Below are 24,510 nucleotides of genomic sequence, written 5' to 3'. Positions count from 1 at the left end.
CTGAAGTAACCTTCACGCTCAATGCCGGACAGAGTGTCACCATAGATATGGGTTACTACCCGCGGGTCATGCTCTTCTTGCCAATGACCATCGCGCAAGGTCCGCCGGATCTGATCGTCAGCGTACAGGCAACGCCAACCAGCCCGAACAAGAATATACCGGTCACCTATCGCGTCACGGTCACCAATGTAGGCCGCGAACCAGCCAGCAACTTCTGGGTTGATCTTTACGTCAACCCCAGCCGACCACCGAACGTTAACGAGCCGTGGAACGAGCTGGCACGGCAAGGACTCGCCTGGTTCTTTGATGGCACGCTCCAGCCCGGCGAGAGCGTGACCCTGATCAGCTTCCCACGCAGTACGACTAACCCGTTCGGATATGATCCGGCTGCCAGTTCACCGACGTGGAATGGACGCCTGCCACCTGGCCGCAACACAATCTATGTCTACGTCGATAGCTGGAACCGCAACGTATCGGGTGATATACGGTCACCGTTCGGCGCCATCGAAGAGGGTAATGAGACAAACAATCGCGCTGACATCACTATCGTGGTATCAGAATAGGTCAATACCCTGCGGGTTGTCAGCACACCTGCCATACAACCCGCAGGACACAACGGTGATATAGCATAACAGAGCGGCTGATGTTACAATTGTCTCCGTGGCGATTGTTGTCTGCGCCAGCCACACTTGCAACCGCTAAAGGGGTAAGGAGTTGCTTATGCAACGACGAATGATCAGCTTTGGTATGATGATTTGCGGCGTGATCGCAATGGTCATTGGTTTTACGTTGCTACCACTTCCCACGCCGTCGACCGCAGCACCAGCGCTGCAACCATCGCCACGCCCAACTATACCGCCGGTCAATATCGTGCCTACCAGCGAGCCAACGGTAGTACCGATGGGTCGGGTTACCGGGACGATTATAGATCTGCGAACCCATGCACCTGCACCCAATATCGCTGTGCAAGTTGGTGATGCAGTAGTTTACAGTGACAATAATGGTAATTATGATCGTTGGGTTGAGTCGGGGTTCTATGTGCTGGCCCTGCAATTAACCCCAGAGCAGGGATCACCCGGCCAGCCACCGCTGGAGATTGCCGTTGGCCCTGGCGATACGGTGGTTGCCCATCTCTTCTTTACCAGTCCGGCTCCCAATAACGCCACAGAGTCAGGGCTGACCGTGGAAGCTCCAACGGCGGCACCAGTTCCACCACCAGCAGTAGCTCCGGCCATACCTGAGTCCATTCCACCAAAACTGCCTTTTACCGGTATTGATACCGACAGCGAGTCGGCACCAGCAGGGAATAGCAATCAGTTGCCGAATCGCCTGCCCCGCACAGCCACAAACACACCGTTCAACGCCTCATTCTGGTTCGTGGTTGGCTTCATCTTGCTGGTCGGAGGTCTGGGGTTGCAATTCTGGCCGGTGCGTCGCCCTTCGGCGCCGCGCGCAGATCAGCTTCTCGCCGAATTGTTGACCACACCACCGGCATCAAGGGAAGAATTGTTGCGGCAGCTTCTCTCCAATCCGACCGAGCGCTGAAGAACACCGGCAGGAAGGAGTTACCCTTCCTGCCAATCTCCGTTTGCCCAAAGCATTTCGCACCGATAGTAACGTCGTGGTAACATCACATCAGTAGGGGCGCACGACTGTGCGCCCCTGTTCTACGCTCTGATGATCCATCGCGATGGCAATGTAGTCTGGAACACACAACGACCGTAGGGGCGGGTTCGGAACCCGCCCCTACCACCACACACGCCAAACATCAAGGATCGCAAGCTGCCGTATCATCCGGGTCAACATTACCGGGCAGACAAGGCCATGCCTCTACCTGCCCGGTAATGTGACGTGCCCGATTATCCCAATGACAACGGTTCAGCCTATCGCCTAGGGCACAATCACCGCTCTACCGGCAATTCGTCGGTTCTTGAAATCGTCAATCGCCTGGTTGATCTGATCAAGCCGGTATTGCTGACCGTGAAGCTTAACCCGACCTTCGGCATTCAGTTCCATCAGTTCAACCAGCTCGACGTAGTTACCGACCAAGCTACCTTCAATGGCTATTTCGGTAATGATCATGTGCACGGTTGGCACGTGAACCGCCCCACCATAGCCAACCACAAAATGGGTTCCGCCCTGTCGCAGCATTTGCCACGAGACCTGTTCAGCACCCAGTTCACCGACGAAGTCAATCACCACGTGAGCGCCACCGTGCGTTAGCTCCTTCACCTCTTGCACAATGGTATCACTGCCATCGAGCACGTAGTGCGCCCCCAAATTACGAGCTAACTGACGAGCCGCCTCTGAACGATCAATGGCGATAATGCGTGCCCCGCACAATTCGCGTACCGATTGCAGTGCAATATGTCCCAATCCACCAACACCGAGAATAACACAGTACTGGCCGGGATTTAATTTCCGGGCAGCCTTTTTGGCTACCCGATAGGCGGTAATGCCCGCATCGGCCAGGGGTGCAACATCAACCGGAGCCACGTTGGGATTGAGCTTAATCAACGCCCGTTCGTTGGTGAGCATGTACTCGGCGAACCCACCATCACAGTTGAGACCGGGGAAACTACCGTGCTCGCAGTACATGTCCTCACCGCGCCGACAACCAAGGCAGACGCCACACGAGCGTAACGGATGGCAAATAACTGGATCACCGACCTTGACTGAGGTCACGCCAGGCCCAACCTCTTCGACCCAACCTGCGTTCTCGTGGCCGAGGATGTAGGGGAGCAGCGTGCGTTGGGGGTCTTGAATATCTTTCCAAACCCCTTCGATGATGTGCAGATCGGTACGACACAGGCCGGCTGCACCGATGCGAACGATAACGTCACCGGGTTTGGTGATCTTCGGCAATGGCACGTCTTCGAGTTGCAGTTGGACATTAAGATGTTCATCGTACTCGTGGAGACGGGCAGCACGCATAGGTTTGTCCTCTCTATCCAATCATCAGGCGATCACCCACACTGGAATAGTCGTACTGACGTTCAGGAAAGAACTGTGTACGCAACAGTCCTTCACAAAGACTGGTGTTGAAGGCAATGTTGAGCCGGGCCGAGCGCGAGTAGCGCAGATAGGCAGGTAGTTCAGCTTCTGTAATAGGGCGATCTTCAACGGTTGTGAACAGGTAGGCATCGGCGGTTATTGCCAGATGCAACCGGCGTCGTTTGTGAAGATACCGGCGTAAATCGGCTGCGGCCAGCGCCACTCGCTGCGGTGGGGTCGTTTGCAGCAACAGATCCTCTCCCTGTACCATCACGTCACCGATGCGCAAGGCCAGAATCACCGCGTCGGCCAGGCCGGCCTGACGCATTCGCCGAATCAAGACATCCTGCCGCGCCAGAAAACCCTTGACGGTGAACGTATGACGCAATGCTTCAAGATCGGCCTGTCGATCAACGTCGTCGGGGAAGGTCTCGGCGAAGCTGCGACCGGCATTCACCCCACGGTTGATCTCGTCTTCCAGACAATTGTTGTGGACGATCACGGTAACCTGGGTCACGCCCGGAACCTGCGCTACCTCGTGGCGAATGTCTTGCGACATCATAAAGACGAAGTTTGGCGCACACCAGAATGTAGGCACCGTGTAGGTCACCGTGACATGACCATCGGCCACATGCACCTCATTGACAAACCCCAATTCGGTGATCGGTGTATCAAGTTCGGGATCGTACACCTCGGCCAGCGCACGATAAATCTCGGTAAGTGTCGGCATTGGCAGGTACCTTTCACGCAACCGCAGGTGTCGCACCATCAAGCACAACCGGCATATTCCGCAGTTGAGCCTTCTTCGCCTCAACATCGATACCGTAGAGACGGGCAGCATTCAGACCGAGAATCTTCTCCTTAGTCTCCATGGTGAGCTTTACTCCAAACTCAGCCTCGAGATCCGCCGGTAACTCAAACGCCATGAACTTATCGATCAGCCAGCCCGGCGTCCAGAGAGCGTAATCGCTGGCAAAGGTCAGCTTATCCGGGCCGAGCCAGTAGAGCAGATTCGCCATCACTTCGGCAAAATAGCGCGGGCGCGAGTGAATGAACGGCATTGCCACCGCCAGGCCACCCCAGACATTGGTCTCCTGGGTTGCAATCCAGCAGAAGTCTTCCAGGCGCGGCAAACCACAATGCTCGACGATAAAGGTCAGGCCGGGAAAATCGGTCGCCACATGATCAACATCGGCAACATCAAACGCATCGCGATCAAGCGGCCAGATGGTGGGGCCTTTGTGGATGTGAATGTTCCTGATGCCAAGCCGCTCACACTCTTCAAAGAAGCGGTAAGCTGCCGGATCATTCAACTTCCAGCCACGCGAGCCATTGTGCCACTCTGCGGTGTAGAGCTTGACACCCTGAATGTCATATTGTGCTTTTGCCCGGCGCAGGGCATTCAGACCAAGTGGGCCGTCTTCGCCATGGCGTGGATCGAATGAACCGTTCAGGATCACCCGCTCAGGAAACGCCTCTTTCAACTGGGCATTACGTTCGATAGGGTTAAAGCCGGTGTGGTAGAAATCAAAGAGGTTCGTTGACTGAAGAATGCACATATCAACGTACCCTTCGACAAACAGATCACGCGCCATATCGGTCACCGAATAGCGCTGATAGTGTTCGAGCGTCCAAACCTTATCGGCGGGTGACAGATTCTTGTGGTAAGCGTAGAAGCAATCGATCCAGCCTTTCCCCAGCTTACCGCGCTGATTCTCTGGGCTGGCATCCCACAAATGGGTGTGGGCATCAATAACGAAGATCTCACGACCATCAGCAGTGCGATACATAAGCGCCTCCTGTCCTCAATGACACTGATCACCGACCTTGTGACTGGATTCGTGGGAAGTGGGATGGCTTCATCGTAGCAGGGGCGGAGATGGGGTGCGGTGAAAAAGTGGTGAAAAAACGGGTGCAAGTGGTAGACGCTCTGATTGAGGTGTGGTATAACCAGATTACCGCAACCAGACAGGTGGATAACAGGTTTCAGGCGCAGGGAGGCGCTATGAGCGGAGCAACGCTGCATATAACGACCATGGCCGATCTTGACCCCCTGGTGTGGCAGATTGCGACGCTACGTGAACAGTTTCTCGCCAATACCGAGGTCGATCTCTCACCGATGCGTACCGTCATCCGCGAGTCGTGGCAACGGTGTCGGGCATTCGCCGTCAATGCCGATCTCAATCTGGCCCGCTTTGCGACCACCAGCGATCAACAATTGCGCGATCTGCACGAGCTGAACGTGGCATTCCTGCGTGCTGCCAGTCCGGTATTGCTCCGCTTACGAGCAACACTCGGTAATGCTGGCTACGTCGTTGCGATCAGTGATGCCGAGGGAACGCTGCTCGATGTCGATGGCGATCCTGCCTGTCGCCGTAAACTTGCTCGCAAAGGCTTACTGCCGGGTAGCAACTGGAGTGAAGCGGTAGCCGGAACCAATGCGATAGGTGTGGCGCTGGCCACCGGCCATGTGGTGCAACTGGTAGGCGCCGAACACTATTGCAGCGGCTGGCAAGACGTAACCTGCACGGCGGCACCGGTGTTCCACCCTGATAATGGGTCGTTGATTGGCGTGCTCGATATTACCGGCGACTATCGGCTGGTACGCCCTTTTTTAACCGGCATTATGGCTGCTGCTGCGGCTGAGGTTCAGCGTCGGTACCGCCTGGAGCGCATCAAACAACCGATCCGACCACGCACCTTTCCCGGCTGGACACCACCAGCAACGACCAATGCAACAACGACGAGTGGTGAGCCATCGAACATTCTTGAGCGCCTAACCGATGCGATACGGATTGTGAGTAGTGTGATCGATCCAGCTCACGCCCCCAACGTAATCACAGAACAGATGGGTCGCTTACTCAATGCCAGTGGTGTGATGCTCGTGGAAGGTCCTCCGGGAGACACACTATGCACGCACGTCTGGCATGCACCAGGAGAAATTGGACGTCACGCGCTGGCCTCGCTCCAACGGGCTATCAATGATCCAACCATTCTGACCTGGCGCGCTTCGCCTGGCCCGTTTCTCAAGCGTACATTAACCCCCACCGCCGAAGTCATCGGATTCCCACTACCCGACATTAGTGGCGTCATCCTGGCCGTTCGTCTACCGACACAGCCCTGGACCGAGATTGACCAACAGAGCGGCGCAACGCTGGCAACGCACAGTGCAGCCATCTTGCGGCATGCGCGTCTCTACACCGACTTACAGGCATACGCAGCACAGACCGAAGTGCTGAATACCCTGGCCCTGTTTCTCAGCACCCTCCTCGATCCGATTCGCCAGATCGATATTGTCCTGCAACGCATTCTGGCGCTCACCAATCTCGATGTAGGGATTATTGTGCTCAAAGAAGAGAAACAACTGGCAGTCACTGCCGTCCCGCAGATCGCCATTGATCAGACGCACATGCTGGCCTTAATCGACACCGTCATCAGCACAGGCCAACCGATCTGGCTGTGTCGTCAACACGCTGTTGCCCCTGAAGCCGCCCTGTTGCCGCTTCATGGATTTTGTGATCTGGTGGCGTTGCCCTTGATCCTCCACGCCACCAATGCCGGTGCCCTGGTAATTGGAAGTCGTGCGCATCGTCATATCAGCGGTGAAGACCTGACGCTGCTGTTGACCATTGCCCAACAATTGGGGCTGACCCTGAGTAATGCCCGCCTGCGTCAGGTAGCAAGCGAGAATGAAGCCCTACGGCAAGCGAACCATTTGAAGAGCACCTTCCTGGCCGGTGTATCGCACGACCTTCGCTCGCCGTTGACCGCAATTCGCGCCTCGGTCGAAGATTTACTAGAGCGGCAACATCACGTATCACCTGGTGAACATCGTGCCCTGCTATCGAATATTGCTCGGGAAACAGCACGCCTGAGTCGATTTGTCGATCAACTGCTCGATCTCTCGCGAATTGAAGCAGGGACACTCCCGCTCGACCGCGAGTGGGTGGAATTCAATGCTCTGGTACAAGACGTTGTCACCAGCTTTCACCAGCAATATCCGACCTGTCGCGTTGAGGTATGCGTATCACCGACACTGCCACTGCTGTATATCGACCCGTCACTTATCACGCAGGTGCTATGGAATTTGCTGGAAAATGCTCAGAAGTATGGGCCATCTGAGGGGCCGATTACGCTGGAAGCCTTCTGTACCCATACCGATCTGGTGCTGAGTGTTGGTGATCGCGGGCCGGGCATTCCGGCCAGCGAACGGCACCGCATCTTTGACCGATTTTACCGCTTAGAGCGTGATCGACGCAGTCACCGGAGCGGGAGTGGGTTAGGGCTTGCGATCTGTCATGGTATCGTTACTGCCCATCAGGGAAGCATCTGGGTAGACGAACGACCGGGAGGTGGCAGCGTATTTCGGATTACCCTACCGTTCATCAACGACCAACCAACTGCGTGGTGCCCGTTGGAGTTTCACGGAGGAGAGCAGGTATGAACCAGCGCATCCTTATCGTCGACGATGATCCGGGAATTGTTGCTGCGATCACGCCTTCACTGCGGGCACAGGGATACAACATTGCTATCGCGCACGACGGCGAGAGCGCATTGCAGAAGTTTAGTCACCTTGTTCCCGATCTGGTGCTCCTCGATCTCGTCATGCCATCGCTGCACGGCATTGCTGTCTGTCAGCGAATCCGCCAGCAACGTTCAACCCCGATCATTGTGATTAGTGTGAAAGGTGCCGAAGCGGATATTGTCACCGCCCTTGATAACGGTGCCGATGATTACCTGGTTAAGCCCTTCCGGTTGAGCGAACTGCTGGCCCGCATCCGGGCAGTCTTACGTCGTGGCCGTAGTGAACAGACGGTTATTCAATGTGCCGATCTGGTGATTGATACAAACCGCCGTATTGTGCAGCGTCAGGGGGAGACGATCAATCTAACGCCGATAGAATACGCGGTACTGGCCGAACTAGTCGCGCACCGCGATGGTGTCGTCACTGCGCGACAGATAGTGCAGAGAGTATGGGGGCCACAGTATACCGATTCAACTGACTACGTCAAAGGGGTTATTCGCCGTTTACGGGTGAAGATTGAACCAGACCCTTCGCATCCGCGCTACATCATTACCGAGCCACATGTCGGTTATCGATTCAATGATGGTGGGTAGAAGGCTACCGCATCGCCCACTTGTCGTGCCCATGACCGGCGAGCAACGTACCATCATACGCCTGGTCGCTCGTGGGTTGTCGTCGGCGTGCGGTAGGGGAACGGCGTGCCGCTGGCACATCTGGCTGCATGTGACCGATCTGCCGGATTTTCGTCGGCGTAGACGTAGGGGCACGGCTGCACGTGACCGATCTGCCGGATTTTCGTCGGCGTAGACGTAGGGGCACGGCATGCCGTGCCCCTACAAGGCCCGCCGTATGACATATACTACTCACCCTTCAGCATCCAGCGCCGTTGCAACTCGTGTAGCACACCCTGTTCCTTCAGCCGATCCAGCGCACGATTAATTTCACTTTCCAATTGAAAAGCTGACGCCGGCATAACCAGCACATACGGCTCGTAGCTGAGAGCGGTAGCAATCCGCAGATCACCGGTCGCCAATGCACCCAATGCGGTAACGTGGTCGAGAATAATCGCATCAACTTCACCGCGCTGCAATGCCTCGATCAGGGGGGCGGCTTCATCAGCGGTATAGCGGTGCAGCGGAGTTGTCTGCGCGAAGCGATACGCCAGCGCGTCACCCTCACTTCCCAGTACCACACCGATACGTTGCCCTCGCAGATCGGCAAGATCAGCGATAGTGCTATCGTTCCTGGTCAGTAGCATCAAGCCACCATCGAAATAAGGCTGGGAGAAGCGCGCACGGTACCCTTGCTCTGGCGCGTAAGGCAGAGCCGAGGCAATCAGATCGGCCTGACGACTGGTTAACTGGTCGTAGAGTGCATCAAACCCACTCCGCACGAACACAACCTCAAACCCTAATTCGTTGGCCAGCGCCGTAATCAGATCGATGTCAAACCCCACCAGCCGGCCACCTCGCTCCTCGACAAAGGGCCGGTAACCGGCATCAACCGCTACCCGCAATACCCCACGCGCACGGAGATCGGCATAAACCGGATCAATGGCAGTCGTACCAGTTTGCACACTCCAGGCCAGCCAGCCATAGGCCAGCAACACAACTACTGACAGACCATCAAGCCATCGCCGCCAGTCGCGCCACTGCATTTCCTTAACGCTTTCTCATTTTTCTCGCCTTGACCGAATAATACTCTGTCGGTATACTTCATTATAAAGCTATTGCATCAATCACGGCCTATTCCCCTTTGTAATTACTGTCGTCATACGCAGTTATTACGTCAATTCAGAAATGGGAGTCGCGCATGGCAATTGAGCCTTACCGCCCAACCCCCGATTCTTCCGCTACCAATCGCGAGCAAGAGCTGGAGAAGAAGATCGCCAAGCTCTTCGAGCGCTGGAACTGGAAGCTATTCCGTTTCCTGCGAGCAATGATCTTCCTGGCGATTGGTATCTGGCTGGCGGCTAATCTCCTACCGGGTATCTTCAACATCATCATCACCGGTGAAATCGGTGATCTCATCTTGCAGATCATCCCGGTGGCCGTTTACCTCTTCTTCTTTATCGGCTTTCAGTTCTGGCTCATGTACTTCTTCATGGCCCGTACCCGCATCTACTGGGTTAAGCCGGGAGAGACAGGCGTGAGCTTTAAGGATTATCGCGGTAATCCAGAGGTACTAGAAGCGGCTCGTCGGGTGGTTACCCTGTTGAAAGGTGCCAAAGAGTTTAAGCAGATGGGTGGTGAAGTCACCCGTGGCATTCTGCTGATTGGCCCACCTGGTACCGGGAAGAGCTATCTGGCGCAGGCTATTTCGACCGAGGCCGGGGTGCCGTTTGGGTATCTGAGCGCGCCCTCGCTACTCTCGGCCTGGATGGGCATGGGCAATATTAAGGTGATGAATCTGTACCGCAAAGCCCGCCGTCTTGCCCGTGAGTACGGTGCCTGCATCCTCTTTATTGATGAAATTGATGCGATTGGAATGGCGCGCAGCTCAAACCTGATGGGGACAGGAGCTGCTGGTGCCGGGATGAATAACCGCGAGAATGTGGTGATGGGGGTTGGCGGTATGATGGGTGGTGGTAGCAGCCTGCTCAATGAGTTGCTGCTCCAGATGGATCCACCGCCGCAAGAGCAGACCTGGTGGGGTAAGCTGCTGCGTCTGGTCGGTTTACGCCGTGGTAAGGCAGAGATGCCACCAGTGCTTACGATGGCAGCCACTAACCTTGCCGAGACTCTCGATGCCGCACTGCTCCGTCCTGGTCGCTTTGATCGCAAGATCGCGGTTGAGCCGCCCGATGCCGATGGACGCCGTGAGGTGATCGAGTACTATCTGAGCAAGGTGAAGCATGAACCAATGCCTATTGACCGGATGGTTGCCGACACCATTGGCTACACCCCGGTTGCGATCAAGTACGTGATCAATGAGGCAACCATTCATGCGCACTTTGACGGTCGGGCTGCAATCAATTATTGGGACTTCACCCAGGCGCGTGAAATTCACGAGTGGGGCTTGAAGCAGCCGATTCGCAGTATGTCGTATGAAGAGCGGCGCCGAATCGCGTATCACGAAGCAGGTCACGCCTACGCTGCGGTGAAGCTGTTGAAGAAAGAGCGCCTCACGAAGGTGACTATTGTCCGTCACGGCAATGCCCTTGGCTTCGCGGCATGGAAACCGGAAGAAGAGATTCACACCCGTACCCGCGAGGAGCTGCTGGATCGGATCAAGATCTCACTGGCCAGCCGGGCTGCGGAAGAACTCTTCCTCGGTACCCAGATGAGCGGTGTAACCGGTGATCTACAGAGCGCTACCGGCATTGCGGCGATGATGGTCGGTGCGTATGGGATGGATAACAGCTTCTTCTCGTACCTGCTCTTTGGGATGCAGGGCTTGTCGGCACCTGATGTCAAACCGCGCGTAGAAGCGATTCTGCAAGAGCAGTACCGCATCGTGAAGCAGATGCTCGAACAGAATCGCATGGCGGTGATTGCTATCGCTGAGGCGCTGATCCTGCGTAACGAGTTGACTGACATCGATGTGAAGGAGATTCTGGCACGGGTGGAGGCAGAGCATCCTTACCTACCACCGAACGAGAAGCCTGAACGACCGGCCTTCGGTTTTGCCGCTGCCCTGTCGCGCTCGCAGACCACGCTGGTACGCCGTCGCCGTGAACCGGTTGTGTTGCCGGCTCCAGAGCGGCCTGCACCGGAGATTACGATCATCGATGCTCAGCGGCGCAATGAAGCCGGCGGTGAGACGCCACCTGCTCCGTCTAACGGGTAATAATGTACGCAATCGGGTGGCGACGAAGCGGGGCGATGAACATTCGCCCCGCTTTGTGTTGTATAGACCATACCACCACCGCAGCCGGTATGGGTATCTGTCCGCCCCCTACGTTCCATGGGAATATCCACCTGCCGCGTTGGCATTGCCGCTGCTCCACCCGCACCCGCTAGGGGCGGGAAGTGCCGGGGCCGGATGGCTCTCGCTAGCGCGAGCTGGTGCAGGAGGGCGATACTCTGGTGGAAGTAGACATAGCTTGCCGCACCTGGTTGGATGCGCGCCGGAGGCGTGCGCTCATGGCCGTGTTTCCAGGAGGGGGCGCACCGGAGGCACGCGCTCCCGGTTGTCTCTCCAGTGGGGTGCGCCGGAGACACGCACTCCCAGATGTGCTTGTACACCACTCCACGCTACACGATATGGACATCACCGCCCACAGATGAAGCTGATAAGTTAACCGTTGCAGTGTCTATCCTGTTACCGGATTGTCGCGCAGTTTCGTGTATAATCGGCATATCTTTGACTTAACAACCAATCATGTAGAGGAACCATTATCTATGACCGATACCACAACCACAACGCAAGAACTCTTACACCAGCGTTACGGCAATGATATTCCGCCATCCATCATCAGCACCCCGATCATCGACCTGTTACTGAGTCACCGTTCTGTACGTTCGTACAGTAACGAACCACTGCCGGAAGGCACGCTTGAAACGATGATTGCAGCGGCCCAATCTGCGGCCACATCATCAAATCTCCAGACGTGGAGTGTGGTTGCGGTGACTGACCCCGAACGAAAGCATCGCCTGGCGACCCTGGCCGGTGATCAAAACCAGATTCGGCGGGCACCGCTTTTCCTGGTCTGGCTGGCCGATCTGCACCGCATTGCCCAGGCGGCTGATGCCCGGCAGATGCCACACGAGGGGCTTGACTACCTGGAAATGTGGCTGGTGGGTGTGATAGATGCGGCCCTGGCAGCACAGAATGCTGTCGTTGCCGCCGAGTCGCTCGGCCTCGGTACCGTCTACATTGGCGCCATTCGCAATCATCCACTGGAGGTAGCGGCTGAATTGCAACTGCCACCGATGGTGATGCCGGTGTTCGGGATGTGTGTGGGTCGTCCCAATCCGGCACGACCGGCAGCGATTAAACCACGTTTGCCCCAGGAGGCGGTACTTCACCGGGAAGTCTACCGGCCAGAGCAGATACCACCTGCTGTCGAACGTTACAACGCGACAATGAGCGCCTTTTACGCGGCCCAACAGATGAATGTAGAAGGCGATTGGGTCGATCACTCGGCACGTCGGGTTGCCGGGCCGCATACCCTTTCGGGTCGTGATGTCCTGCGTGAAGTGCTGCATCGACTCGGTTTTCGGTTGAAATAAGACAACTTTACGCATAAGTACGCGCTTCTCCCGCTGTATCGTCTTTGGTGCAGCGGGAGATATGTTATACTTTGAATAGGTTTAAACAGATTTAACAAGACTCCTATGAGCGACAAGGAAACAGCAACCTATCTTTCGCTGTCGGCAGCAAGTAAGCTTCTCGGCGTGCATGCCTCAACCCTCCGGCTCTGGGCAGATGAAGGTGCCGTGCCGGTGTATATCACGCCGGGTGGACACCGTCGTTTTGCCCGCGCCGACATTCTGGCCTTGGCTTCGCGCCGACCATTACCATCGCAATCGATCAGTAGTGTCCTGGCCAGCAAAGCATTGGCCCAGACCCGTAATGAACTGGCGCATTCGTCGTCGGCACCAGCCTGGATGCACGCGATGAACGAGCAGGAGTGGCTGGCATGGCGACGGGTTGGCCAGCAGTTGATGGGTGTTGTGTTGCGTTACGTCAGCACCCACGACGAACAGAGTCCACTCCTTGATGAGGCACGGGCGATTGGTCACAGCTATGCCCGTCTGGCCCGTGCGGCAGGACTGCCGTTAACAGATGCGATTGCCGCAGCGCTCTTTTTTCGCGATTCGCTGGTTGAGGCGGCGATGGATTTGCCTGAAGAAGCTCGTGTACGCCCCTCGGAGAGTGCGCGGCTGCTGCGACGCATCAGTCGCGTGGCTAATGAAGTCCAACTGGCTGTTGTGAGCGGATATGAAACAACAGAGGAGTAAAGTGTGGAACCGACGACTGAGCAACGATTGAATGTCCCACGGACTCTCAAGCTGGGTACTTTTCATATCGGTTCATCGTTCATCGATTTGTTGACATCAGGGGTTCTCAATCGAGTGCTGATCACCGACCTGGCGCTGGCTGCGACACCGGTTGCCCTTCTCTCGGCGTTGCGCTACCTGCTTGCTCCGCTCAGCATCTGGGCCGGTTACCGCTCTGATCTGCGCCCGCCGGGCACTTTACGCCGGCTCCCATTCATCTGGGGTGGGCGCTTGCCGATGCTGCTTTCACTGCCTTTATTGCCGATAGTGACGGCTCTGCTGGCAACCGATCCGGCATCGGTTGCAGGGTGGTCATTAGCATTTTTTGCCTTTCTCATTTACGGTGTTGGGACGCTCATTTCAGGGAGTACCTATCTCAGTCTGGTGCGCGATAGTGCACCGCCGGCCCGGCGCGGGCAGGCACTGGCGATTGTCCAGGTGTTCCTGGTGATCAGCTTCCCGGTGGCCGGTGTTATTTATGGTCGTTTGATGCCGGTGTACGATCAGGCCAGCTTCTGGCGGCTGGTGTTGATCGGGATGAGCATCGCCTTTGGCTTTATTGCCTTTGCACTCTGGCGAGCCGAACGACCGGCCAGTGCGGTCGAAACTGACCCGACTCCACCAGAGCCATTCTTGCCCCTCCTGCGGCAGATGTGGTCTGATGTGCGTGCGCGCCGCTTCTTCCTTTTCCTCGCTCTTGGTGCAGTCAGCGCCTTCGCCCAGGATGCCGTACTCGAACCGTTTGGTGGCGATGTGTTTGGGCTGGACAATGGTCAGACAACACGCTTCAATGCCTACTGGGGCGTCGGTGTGGTGATCAGCCTGCTGGCAACCGTCTACTTTACCCGTCGCCGGGCAGCCCACGAGCAGACCGGGGTGGCAATGCTGGGTCTTGCCCTGACTGCGCTGCCGCTCTTCCTTCCTGTTGAGTGTGCTGGCGATTACCGAATGGCAGGCACTGTTGATCCCGGTGCTGGTCATGTTCGGGCTTGGTTTTGGCATCTATACAGTCGGTGCGGTCTCGCTGCTGGCCGCAATGACCACCGAACGCCATGCTGCGGCCTATCTTGGCCTCTGGTCGATGACCCAGCTTCTCTTCCGAGGTCTCGGCATCTTCGCCGGCGGCGCAGTACGTGATGTTGCGCTCTGGATGAGCGGATCGCTGCCTCTTGCTTACGCCAGTGTCTTCCTGTTGGAAGCAATTGGGTTGCTGGTCTGTATTGTGATTTTGCAACGGGTTGATGTGCCCGGTTTTGCCCGTGGTGAAACCAAACCATTGGGTGCGGCAACGGCGCTGGCCGCCGCCGACGGGTAGAGGGTGGCAGTCGGTCAACACGTTGGTGTCGAGTTGTAGGGGCGACGCATGCGTCGCCCCTACTGCGCTGCAACCCGCGTCTGCGCAAGAGGACGGCTGTGCGGCAGCATGGCTGCCGCACTCCAAACGCTGCAACACGGGCAACCTGGTCGGGAAGCTGTATCCACGCCAGCGGGTGATTCTACGGTGTGAGCGGGAAAAGGTCGCCAGTCCGCGCTCGTGCATTTCGGTCAGCAGTGGGGCGGATCGGTATGGGTATGCGCTGCACCACGCGCCTGGGCAAGAGGATGGTTGGCGCGGCAGCGTGGCTGCCGCACTCCAAACTCGCGACACGGGCAACCTGGTCGGGAAGCTGTATCCACGCCAGCGGGTGATTCTACGGTGTGAGCGGGAAAAGGTCGCCAGTCCGCGCTCGTGCATTTCGGTCAGCAGGGGGGCGGATCGGTATGGGTACGCGCTGCGACCCGCGTCTGCGCAAGAGGACGGCTGTGCGGCAGCATGGCTGCCGCACTCCAAACTCGCGACACGGGCAACCTGGTCGGGAAGCTGCATCCACACCAGCGGGTGTTCCTACGGTGTGGGCAGCGAAAGGCTGTTGGCCTGTATTCGTGCATTTCGGTCAGCAGTGGGGCGGATCGGTATGGGTATGCGCTGCACCACGCGCCTGGGCAAGAGGATGGCGGTGCGGCAGCATGGCTGCCGCACTCCAAACTCGCGACACGGGCAACCTGGTCGGGAAGCTGTATCCACGCCAGCGGGTGATTCTACGGTGTAAGCGGGAAAAGGTCGCCAGTCCGCGCTCGTGCATTTCGGTCAGCAGGGGGGCGGATTGGTATGGGTACGCGCTGCGACCCGCGTTTGCGCAAGAGTACGGCTGTGCGGCAGCATGGCTGCCGCACTCCAAACTCGCGACACGGGCAACCTGGTCGGGAAGCTGCATCCACACCAGCGGGTGATTCTACGGTGTAAGCGGGAAAAGGTCGCCAGTCCGCGCTCGTGCATTTCGGTCAGCAGGGGGGCGGATTGGTATGGGTATGCGCTGCGACCCGCGTTTGCGCAAGAGTACGGCTGTGCGGCAGCATGGCTGCCGCACTCCAAACGCTGCAACACGGGCAACCTGGTCGGGAAGCTGTATCCACGCCAGCGGGTGATTCTACGGTGTGAGCGGGAAAAGGTCGCCAGTCCGCGCTCGTGCATTTCGGTCAGCAGGGGTGCGGATCGGTATGGGTACGCGCTGCGACCCGCGTCTGCGCAAGAGGACGGCTGTGCGGCAGCATGGCTGCCGCACTCCAAACTCGCGACACGGGCAACCTGGTCGGGAAGCTGTATCCACGCCAGCGGGTGATTCTACGGTGTGAGCGGGAAAAGGTCGCCAGTCCGCGCTCGTGCATTTCGGTCAGCAGGGGTGCGGATTGGTATGGGTATGCGCTGCACCACGCGCCTGGGCAAGAGGACGGTTGGCGCGGCAGCGTGGCTGCCGCACTCCAAACTCGCGACACGGGCAACCTGGTCGGGAAGCTGTATCCACGCCAGCGGTGATTCTACGGTGTGAGCGGGAAAAGGTCGCCAGTCCGCGCTCGTGCATTTCGGTCAGCAGGGGTGCGGATTGGTATGGGTATGCGCTGCACCACGCGCCTGGGCAAGAGGACGGTTGGCGCGGCAGCGTGGCTGCCGCACTCCAAACGCTGCAACACGGGCAATCCGGTCGGGAAGCTGTATCCACGCCAGTACGTGATGGCACTGGAGGCAGTCGTTAACACTCCTCGCTGCCATACCGGTAGACTGGGAGCATGATATACTGTCGTTAGTGATTGGCAAGGGTTCATGCGCCTGTGCGATGGTCGGGTAGCACGGCCACTCAGTTTGTATGAAATACGTTCCAGTATATTACCTTCACGACAAAATTATGCGCTTTTCTTTACTCCTGATACTCGTGTTCGTTGTGACCGGCTGTGGCAGTGCAGTACCACCAGTACCGACCCGCTCGGCAGTGGAACTTCGCCAGACTCAGGTAGCCTTGCAAGGTTTGCCTACCGTTCCCCCGGCCCCAACTGAACTGAGCCGTCCGACACCTACTCCTGCGCCACCTGTTGATTTGGTCGAACTGCTGAAGCTCACCGACGACGATCCACGGGCGATGGGTGATCCGAATGCACCGGTGCTTATGATCGAGTTTACCGATTATGAGTGTCCATTTTGTGCCCGCTTCGTTAGTGAGTCGCGCCCCCGGATTGTGCGCGAATTCGTTGAAACTGGCGTTGTCAGGCTCGTTGTACGTGACTTTCCGCTGACTTCGATCCACCCTTCGGCATTACTGGCAGCCGGCGTGGCCCATTGCGCCGCTGCACAGGGGCAGTTCTGGCCGGTGTATGAGATGCTGTTTCAAACCCACAATGTTGAGTGGGGCGGGGTGCCCAATCGTGACCGGGATGTGTTGATCGAGCTGGCCGGAAAACTCGGTGTGGATACAGCGCAGTTGCGTGCCTGTCTCGACGATCCGGCGACTGAGGCGACTATCATCGCCGAGGTTGAGACGGCTACCCGCCTGGGAATTAACTCAACGCCGAACTTTATCATTAACGGTCGGATTGTGCGTGGTGCGTTTCCGTTCGAGAGTTTTGCCAGTCTGATCCGACGGTTGGCCGAACTGCCGTGAGTCTTCCGCTTTGATCCCTCTCTGGATTGGCAGGGGCGAGCAGGTGGCCGGCGTATGCTATACGCCCCTGGCAGATGGACACGGAAGTGATGCGTCTATACACCAAATCCGAAACATACGGATGCGAGACCTGGACGAGTAGCGTTTGTTGCCCGGCGTAGTGTGGTATCATTATCAGCGATAACGCTCTCAATCTACCCGTTAGATAGTCACAAGGAGTAGTGTTTCCTATGCCACGCTTAAGCGAAGCTGAAATTGCCGAACAGTTGGCTCAGCGACCCGATTGGAGCCTTGAGAACAACGAGATTGTCCGTACTTTTCGGTTAGCTAATTTTCCGGCGGCGATTGCGTTCGTGACCCACGTTGCGTTTCTGGCTGAGGCTGCCGGCCATCACCCCGATATTGATATTCGTTATAACCGGGTGCGACTGGCGCTCACCACCCACGATGCCGGCGGGTTGACCGAGAAGGACTTTGCGTTGGCCGCCGCGATTGATGAGATTATGGGCTGATGCCACTCGTGACGACAACAGCCGGCGATCTGTTTGTGATGCGGCGAGGCACGAACGGGGTGCCGTTGATTTTTGTTCACGGTGCCGGGGGGAGTGGTCGCCATTGGGGCCGGCTATTTGCCCTGTTGCCGCCAACAGTTCAGTTTATCGCCGTTGACCTGCCGGGTCACGGTCGGTCACCACTGGCCGGCCCGATTACGATTGAACGCTATGCAGCGCAGATCGCTGCGCTTCACCAGGCACTTGCCCTACCACCAGCCCTGATTATCGGTCATTCGATGGGCGGAGCGATTGCCTTGCAGCTTGCAATCACGACGCCGCAGATCGTTGCCGGTCTGGGCCTGTTCGGCAGTGCTGCCCGTTTGCGAGTTGCTCCTGCGCTGCTCGATGGGTTGGCCGGCGACGAGGCTACCCGACAGGCAACCATCACCACACTGGTTACCTGGCTCTTTAGCCCTGCCGCCGACCCAACGCTTTTTGCTGAAGCCAGGGCCGAATACGCCGCGCTTGACCCGGCGATTCTGCTGGCCGATTTTCAGGCGTGCGATGGGTTCGACGTGCGGAACCGGCTCGGTGACATCCACTGCCCGGCGCTGGTGATCACCGGCAGCGACGACCGCCTTACCCCGCCCAAACTCGGCGCCGAACTGGCGAGCGGGCTTGGCGTACCACACCATCTCCTGGCCAATGTCGGCCATATGCCAATGTTGGAAGCGCCCGATCAGCTAAGCGAGCTGCTGCGTGAATGGCTGACAACGCTTGCTTGAGGTGAACAGCTCGCGTAGAATGGGATATAGCGGTCAGCGCAAGCGCAAATACGAATGAAGGAGGCGATCATGGAGTTCCAGCTTACCGAAGATCAGCAGATGCTCCGCGACATGGTGCGCCAGTTTGCCGAGAAAGAGGCCAAACCAACTGTCGCTGAACGTGATGAACATGCCCGCTGGCCTGCCGAATTGGTGCGCAAAATGGGTGAACTCGGTCTGATGGGTGTCGCCGTTAGCGAAGAGTACGGTGGCGCCGGAATGGATTATGTCTCGTATGCGATAGTGATTGAAGAACTCTCGCGGGTTGATCCGTCACTGGGTGTGATCGCCTCGGTGAATAACTCGCTGGTGTGCTACGGGATCGAGAAGTTTGGCACCGAAGAGCAGAAGCGTGAGCTGCTGGTACCGCTGGCAAGTGGGCGGATGCTTGGGGCATTCTCGCTCAGTGAACCGGGCGCCGGTTCGGACGCCGCAGCCCAACGAACAACTGCTGTGCGCGATGGCGACTATTACGTTATCAACGGCGTCAAGAACTGGGTTACTAACGGTGATCACGCCGACACCATTATCTTGATGGCGATGACCGACCCCAGCAAGGGTACGAAAGGCATCACCGCATTTCTGGTTGACACCCACGCGCCAGGTTGTCGGGTGGTCAAAGTCGAGAACAAGCTCGGCATTCGCAGTGCACATAGCTGCCAGATGGCGTATGACGACTACCGCATACCGGCGTGGCGGCGGCTCGGCGAAGAGGGTCAGGGTTTCAAGATTGCGATGACGATTCTCAACGCCGGTCGCATCGGGATTGCGGCACAGGCGGTCGGGATTGCGCAAGGCGCGTTCGAGGCGGCACTGGAGTACAGCAAAGTTCGTGAACAATTCGGCAAACCGATCCACGAATTCCAGGCCGTCGGCTTTACGCTGGCCGATATGGCAACCCGTATCAAAGCGGCCCGTCTGCTCACCTACGAAGCCGCCTGGCGCAAAGATCAGGGGCTTGATTTCATCAAAGACGCCTCGATGGCGAAGCTCTTTGCTTCCGAGACGGCGATGTGGGTGGCGACGAAGGCGGTGCAACTGCACGGTTCAAACGGCTACTCGAAAGAGTATCCGGTGGAACGGTTCTTCCGTGACGCGAAGATTACCGAGATTTACGAAGGGACAAGTGAGATTCAGCGCCTCGTGATCAGCCGCGAACTGGTACGCTGATCAGAGTAGACGGCGGCGCTGCGTCGCCCAACAGGAGTTATGCGTCTCATTCTTGTGCGACACGGCGAGACGCCGTGGAATCAAACGTTACAGTACCAGGGTCACGCGCCGATACCGCTCAACGAGCGTGGGCGCGAACAGGCCCGACGGGCAGGGATACGATTGGTTCGGAGCGGGGCAGTTGCTCTGTACAGTAGCGATCTGCCCCGCGCATGGGAGACAGCCGAGATTATTGGGTCACACGTCAATCTGCAACCGGTTGCTATGCCGGATTTGCGCGAGATTGATGTCGGGTTATGGGAAGGGCTAACCCCCGACGAACTCTATCAGCGCTTCCCCGACCATATGCGCGAATACGACCGCGACCCGGCACGAACTGTGCGTCTCGGCGGCGAAAGTTATGCCCAATTGCAAGCAAGGGTGCTGCGGGCGTTTGCCCGGATCGAGGCCGCTCACCGCAATGGTGAGACGATTATCGTGGTTTCGCATGGCGGCTCCATCCGCGCCTTGTTCTGTCACATCATCGGTCTCGATCTGGCAAACTTTAGCAAATTGTGGCTCGACAATGGTTCGTTGAGCGAAATCGTCCGCGGGCGAAGTGGCTGGCGGCTATTACGGATGAATGATGTCGCCCACCTTGAGGAACTGGTGGCGGAAGGCGGCGAGTAAACGTATGAGCGGACGAACCACTGCTAACGAACATGATCTGTTATCGGCAAACATTCGCGCACTAGGCGATGCACTTGGCCGGGTCATTATCGGTCAACACGGTAGCGAAGCACTGGCACTGGTGGAACAGGTGCGCCGGATGGCTAAAGACCTCCGCAATGCACCAACCAACACCGATCCACAGGCACTTCCCCAATTGATTGCCGATCTGGATTTGCCACAATTACGCAGTCTGGTCAAGGCATTCACGCTCTATTTTGGATTGGTCAATCTGGCGGAAGGGGTTGAACGTCTGCGCGTTTTGCGGGCGCGCGATCTACGCCATGCGCCCGCCCCCCGTGCCGAGAGTATTGCCGACGCTATCGAATTGCTGAAGCGTCACGGAGTACCGGCACCTGCGATCCAGGAATGGCTGGATCACGCGCTGATTATGCCGGTGTTGACGGCGCACCCGACCGAGTCGCGCCGGCGCACAATCCTGATTAAACTGCGGCGCATTTTTGATACGCTGGTCGATTTGACATTTGGAGAGCGGTTGGTCTTACCTGCCGACCGGCAGGCCGCGCTTACCCGCATCGAGCGGGAGATCGTCGGGTTGTGGCAGAGCGATGATGTGCGTAATCGGCGACCATCGGTGCTCGACGAAGTGGAGAATGGACTGTTCTTCTTTCAAACCGTCCTCTGGGAACTCCTACCGCACATCTATCGTGAGATGAGTGATGCGCTGCAAGCAGCATATCCGGATCACCCCTGGCGTCTGCCGCCATTTCTGCGCTTTGGAAGCTGGATGGGCGGGGATCGCGACGGCAATCCCTTCGTGACGCCAGAGGTAACGGTCGAGACGGTACGGCTGATGCGGAGCGCAATGCTGCGTTATCTGATAGATTGCCTTGATCGGCTGATCACCGATTTGAGCCAATCGGTGCAGCAGGTGAAGGTGGATACGGCGATCATTGATCGCATCGCCGAATATCGCGAGTTGATGCCAGATGCAGCAGCGACGCTCAACCCGCATTACCGCTGCGAGCCATACCGCCAGTTGTGCCATTTTATTCAGGCCCGGCTGCACAACACCCTTCAGTACACGTTGGACTACACGCCTCGTTGGGGGATCGATCCACCGCTCGCACGGCGACCCGACATCTACTACCATAGCCGCGAACTCTTAGCCGATCTCGACCTGATCGATGCCAGTCTGCGCAATAACGGCAGTACGTTAATCGCCGAGGGTCTGTTGCGCGATGTACGAACGCTCGTGGCAGTTTGCCATCTGCACACGGCCACCCTCGACGTGCGCCAGCACGCCAGCCGGCACACAGCAGCCCTGAGCGAAATCCTGGCCGCTGCTGGTGTGGTCGACGATTACGAAGCGCTCGATGAGGCAGAGCGGATTGCGGTGTTGAGCGTGGAAATTCGCCGACCGCGCCCACTCACGCCCAGCCGACTCAGTCATTTCAGTCCGGCGACGGCGGAAACCATTCACACCTTTCGGGTCATAGCGGCAATCAGCGAACAGCTCGACCCAGAAATCTTTCAGACGTACATCATCTCGACCACCAGTCAGGTCAGCGATCTGCTGGCAGTGTTGCTGCTCTGCCGCGATGCCGGTCTCTACCAGCCCGGTCAGGCCAGTCAGTTGCATATTGTGCCGCTGTTTGAAACGGGTGACGACCTGCAACGCGCACCGGCGCTCCTGGATGAACTGCTCCGCTTGCCGGTGTACCGTGAGCATCTGGCGCTACGCGACAACCTGCAAGAGGTGATGCTCGGTTATTCCGACAGCAACAAAGAGGGTGGCTTTGTGGCTGCAAACTGGGCACTCTACCGGGCACAGGTGGAACTGACAGCGGTCACAGATCGGCACGGCGTCCGCTTGCGCCTCTTCCATGGCCGCGGTGGCGCTGTTGGCCGCGGTGGCGCTGTTGGCCGCGGTGGCGGCCCTGCCGGACAGGCCATCCTCGCCCAACCACCCGGAACCCTCCACGGTCAGATCAAGGTTACTGACCAGGGTGAAATGATCTCAGACCGTTATCTCGATCCGCGGACTGCCCATCGTCACCTCGAACAGGTGGTTAATGCCGTGTTGCGGGCGGGCTTTCCCGGCATGGCGCGGCAGCCCGAACCAACCTGGCTGGCCGCGATGGAGGAGATGGCGACTACGGCACGTACTGTCTACCGGCAACTGGTTTACGAAGACCCGGATTTTCTGATCTATTTTCGCAGTGCCACACCGGTGGCCGAATTCAACCGGCTACGCATCGGCTCACGTCCGGTCTCGCGCCGCAAGAGTGATCGGATCGAAGACCTGCGGGCCATTCCATGGGTCTTTAGCTGGATGCAGAGTCGGCACACGATTCCGGGCTGGTTTGGCCTGGGCAGTGCGCTGGAAGCATTTGTGGAAGCCGATCCGCATCACCTGCATCTATTGCGCACCATGTACCAGCACTGGCCCTTTTTCAGCACGCTGCTGGATAACGCGCAGATGATCATGCTGAAAGCCGATATGAACATTGCCCGCGCTTACGCCAGCCTGGTGCCGGATCGTCATCTGGCCGAACGGATCTTTCAGCGGATCGAGAGCGAATTCCGCCGCACCGAACGTATGATCTGTCAGATCACCGAACGCAACGATCTGTTGGCCCATCAACCGGTACTTCAGCGGGCGATTCGGCAGCGCAACCCGTACATCGATCCACTCAGCTTTGTCCAGATTGAACTGCTCCGCCGATTGCGCGCTGCGCCGCCCGAAGAACAGGGCGAATTGGAAACGGTTTTGTTGATGTCAATCAACGGCATTGCTGCCGGATTGAAGAATACAGGCTGATGCATACCAAACGGCTCGACACCTCACCCGCTGCAATTGCCATGGCCGGCGAACTCCTCCGGCGTGGCGAACTTGTCGCCTTCCCGACCGAAACGGTCTACGGGCTAGGCGGGCATGCGCTCGACGAGCGTGCCGTAGCGGCCATTTTTACCGCGAAGGGGCGTCCGGCGAATGATCCGCTGATCGTCCACATCACGGCAGCCACCGATCTGCCACTGGTGGCTGCGACAGTTCCACCACTTGCCGGCAGGCTGGCAGCGGCCTGCTGGCCAGGCCCACTCACGCTGATCGTACCGCGCCATCCTCGTGTACCGTTGACAGTGACTGCCGGACGTGAAACGGTCGCGGTACGGGTACCTTCACATCCGATTGCCCAGGAGCTGCTGCGGGCTGCCGGTGTACCGGTTGCCGCACCAAGTGCCAACCGCTTCGGACACACCAGTCCAACCACTGCCGATCACGTGCTGGCTGATCTCGATGGACGGATCGCGGCGGTGATTGATGGTGGGGCGACGCCGATTGGCATTGAGTCAACCGTGCTCGACTGCACCACCGATCCGCCGACACTTTTGCGCCCTGGCGGGATTAGCCTTGAAACGTTGACCGACCTGATCGGCGAGGTGCAACTCCGTTCACAACCTACCGCCGATGAAGCGCATGGCCTGACCGCGCCCGGTCTCCTGGAGCGCCACTATGCCCCCGATCACGAATTATGGTTGTTTAGTGGCAAACCGGACTCGGTTCTCGCCCGGCTACGCGCCGAAACCGAAGCAGCGCTGGCCCGTGGACTGCGCGTTGGTCTCCTTTTGCCAGAGGAAGACCTCGCGCTGATGCACGACTTACCAGTTGAGCGGGAATCGCTCGGCCCAACTTCTGATCCGGCGATCATTGCCCGGCGGCTATACGCCGCGCTGCGGGCGCTTGACGAACGCCAGCCCGATCGCATGTTTACCCGCGATCTCGACGAAGCCGGCCTGGGGCGTGCCCTGCGGGATCGCCTGCGCCGTGCGGCAACGCGGGTGATTGTGGTTGACGAAGAGACGGGAAAACAGTAAAATACGAAACAATGTTCTTATTTTGTAGCAAGGCTGCGA

The 24,510-nt window shown here is 57.9% G+C and carries 19 protein-coding genes and 1 pseudogene; 16 read left to right on the top strand and 4 right to left on the bottom strand.

All coding sequences use genetic code 11. From position 1 onward, the window contains the following. Nucleotides 1-155 precede the first annotated feature (155 nt). Nucleotides 156-563 carry a hypothetical protein gene (locus tag CAUR_RS21945; protein ID WP_423191608.1) on the top strand — a complete coding sequence of 136 codons (408 nt, stop codon included), beginning with the start codon at nt 156-158 and terminating at the stop codon, nt 561-563. 157 nt (nt 564-720) lie between these two features. Continuing rightward, complete coding sequence (locus CAUR_RS16700; RefSeq protein ID WP_012259026.1) at nt 721-1,545, top strand: hypothetical protein; 825 nt, start codon at nt 721-723, stop codon at nt 1,543-1,545. A 345-nt stretch (nt 1,546-1,890) separates the two neighbouring features. Here CAUR_RS16700 and CAUR_RS16695 read toward each other — a convergent pair whose 3' ends face one another. From CAUR_RS16695 to CAUR_RS16685, 3 genes are read right to left on the bottom strand one after another with little or no spacing between them, the layout of a single operon-like run. Further along, the gene (locus tag CAUR_RS16695; RefSeq protein WP_012259025.1) at nt 1,891-2,934 is read right to left on the bottom strand and encodes an NAD(P)-dependent alcohol dehydrogenase; all 1,044 of its coding nucleotides are present in this window, start codon (nt 2,932-2,934) and stop codon (nt 1,891-1,893) included. 13 nt (nt 2,935-2,947) lie between these two features. Further along, nucleotides 2,948-3,724 carry a metal-sulfur cluster assembly factor gene (locus CAUR_RS16690; RefSeq protein ID WP_012259024.1) on the bottom strand — a complete coding sequence of 259 codons (777 nt, stop codon included), beginning with the start codon at nt 3,722-3,724 and terminating at the stop codon, nt 2,948-2,950. Between the two features lie 13 nt (nt 3,725-3,737). After that, complete coding sequence (locus CAUR_RS16685; RefSeq protein WP_012259023.1) at nt 3,738-4,784, bottom strand: amidohydrolase family protein; 1,047 nt, start codon at nt 4,782-4,784, stop codon at nt 3,738-3,740. 215 nt (nt 4,785-4,999) lie between these two features. Here CAUR_RS16685 and CAUR_RS16680 point away from each other — a divergent pair, with 215 nt between their 5' ends. Beyond that, complete coding sequence (locus CAUR_RS16680; RefSeq protein ID WP_242604954.1) at nt 5,000-7,438, top strand: ATP-binding protein; 2,439 nt, start codon at nt 5,000-5,002, stop codon at nt 7,436-7,438. After that, entirely contained in the window at nt 7,435-8,112 is a 678-nt protein-coding gene (locus tag CAUR_RS16675; protein ID WP_012259021.1) for a response regulator transcription factor, read from the top strand. Before CAUR_RS16680 ends, CAUR_RS16675 begins: the two co-directional genes overlap by 4 nt. Nucleotides 8,113-8,378: 266 nt before the next feature. On the opposite strand, the gene CAUR_RS16670 is transcribed toward CAUR_RS16675, so the two are convergent. Beyond that, nucleotides 8,379-9,176 carry an ABC transporter substrate-binding protein gene (locus tag CAUR_RS16670; RefSeq protein ID WP_012259020.1) on the bottom strand — a complete coding sequence of 266 codons (798 nt, stop codon included), beginning with the start codon at nt 9,174-9,176 and terminating at the stop codon, nt 8,379-8,381. A 155-nt stretch (nt 9,177-9,331) separates the two neighbouring features. On the opposite strand from CAUR_RS16670, the gene CAUR_RS16665 reads away from it, so the two are divergent. From CAUR_RS16665 to CAUR_RS16615, 12 genes and pseudogenes are all read left to right on the top strand, one after another. Beyond that, a complete protein-coding gene (locus CAUR_RS16665) occupies nt 9,332-11,308 on the top strand; it encodes an AAA family ATPase (protein WP_012259019.1) in 1,977 nt (658 codons plus the stop codon). A 554-nt stretch (nt 11,309-11,862) separates the two neighbouring features. After that, nucleotides 11,863-12,693 carry an NADPH-dependent oxidoreductase gene (locus CAUR_RS16660; protein ID WP_012259018.1) on the top strand — a complete coding sequence of 277 codons (831 nt, stop codon included), beginning with the start codon at nt 11,863-11,865 and terminating at the stop codon, nt 12,691-12,693. 105 nt (nt 12,694-12,798) lie between these two features. Continuing rightward, nucleotides 12,799-13,425, top strand: a complete 627-nt coding sequence (locus tag CAUR_RS16655; protein WP_012259017.1) for a MerR family transcriptional regulator — start codon at nt 12,799-12,801, stop codon at nt 13,423-13,425. 3 nt (nt 13,426-13,428) lie between these two features. Then, nucleotides 13,429-14,331, top strand: a pseudogene (locus CAUR_RS21795) (MFS transporter); the annotation flags it as partial. Between the two features lie 64 nt (nt 14,332-14,395). Beyond that, a complete protein-coding gene (locus CAUR_RS21790; protein ID WP_341271316.1) occupies nt 14,396-14,779 on the top strand; it encodes a PucC family protein in 384 nt (127 codons plus the stop codon). Nucleotides 14,780-16,646: 1,867 nt separating this feature from the next. Continuing rightward, entirely contained in the window at nt 16,647-17,435 is a 789-nt protein-coding gene (locus CAUR_RS16645; protein ID WP_012259015.1) for a DsbA family protein, read from the top strand. A 230-nt stretch (nt 17,436-17,665) separates the two neighbouring features. Next, nucleotides 17,666-17,947 carry a 4a-hydroxytetrahydrobiopterin dehydratase gene (locus tag CAUR_RS16640; RefSeq protein WP_012259014.1) on the top strand — a complete coding sequence of 94 codons (282 nt, stop codon included), beginning with the start codon at nt 17,666-17,668 and terminating at the stop codon, nt 17,945-17,947. After that, the gene (locus CAUR_RS16635) at nt 17,947-18,714 is read left to right on the top strand and encodes an alpha/beta fold hydrolase (RefSeq protein WP_012259013.1); all 768 of its coding nucleotides are present in this window, start codon (nt 17,947-17,949) and stop codon (nt 18,712-18,714) included. Before CAUR_RS16640 ends, CAUR_RS16635 begins: the two co-directional genes overlap by 1 nt. Before the next feature lie 69 nt (nt 18,715-18,783). Continuing rightward, on the top strand, nt 18,784-19,923 hold the full coding sequence (locus CAUR_RS16630) for an acyl-CoA dehydrogenase (protein WP_012259012.1): 1,140 nt from the start codon (nt 18,784-18,786) through the stop codon (nt 19,921-19,923). A gap of 39 nt (nt 19,924-19,962) precedes the next feature. Next, complete coding sequence (locus CAUR_RS16625; protein WP_012259011.1) at nt 19,963-20,592, top strand: histidine phosphatase family protein; 630 nt, start codon at nt 19,963-19,965, stop codon at nt 20,590-20,592. Between the two features lie 4 nt (nt 20,593-20,596). After that, nucleotides 20,597-23,416, top strand: a complete 2,820-nt coding sequence (ppc, locus tag CAUR_RS16620) for a phosphoenolpyruvate carboxylase (protein WP_012259010.1) — start codon at nt 20,597-20,599, stop codon at nt 23,414-23,416. Continuing rightward, nucleotides 23,416-24,471, top strand: a complete 1,056-nt coding sequence (locus CAUR_RS16615) for an L-threonylcarbamoyladenylate synthase (protein ID WP_012259009.1) — start codon at nt 23,416-23,418, stop codon at nt 24,469-24,471. Before ppc ends, CAUR_RS16615 begins: the two co-directional genes overlap by 1 nt. Nucleotides 24,472-24,510: the final 39 nt, after the last annotated feature.

The organism is Chloroflexus aurantiacus J-10-fl (assembly GCF_000018865.1).
GTDB classification, from domain to species: Bacteria; Chloroflexota; Chloroflexia; order Chloroflexales; family Chloroflexaceae; genus Chloroflexus; species Chloroflexus aurantiacus.
The sequence above is the reverse complement of the archived record's forward strand: the minus strand, read 5'-3'. Positions and strand labels throughout refer to the sequence as shown.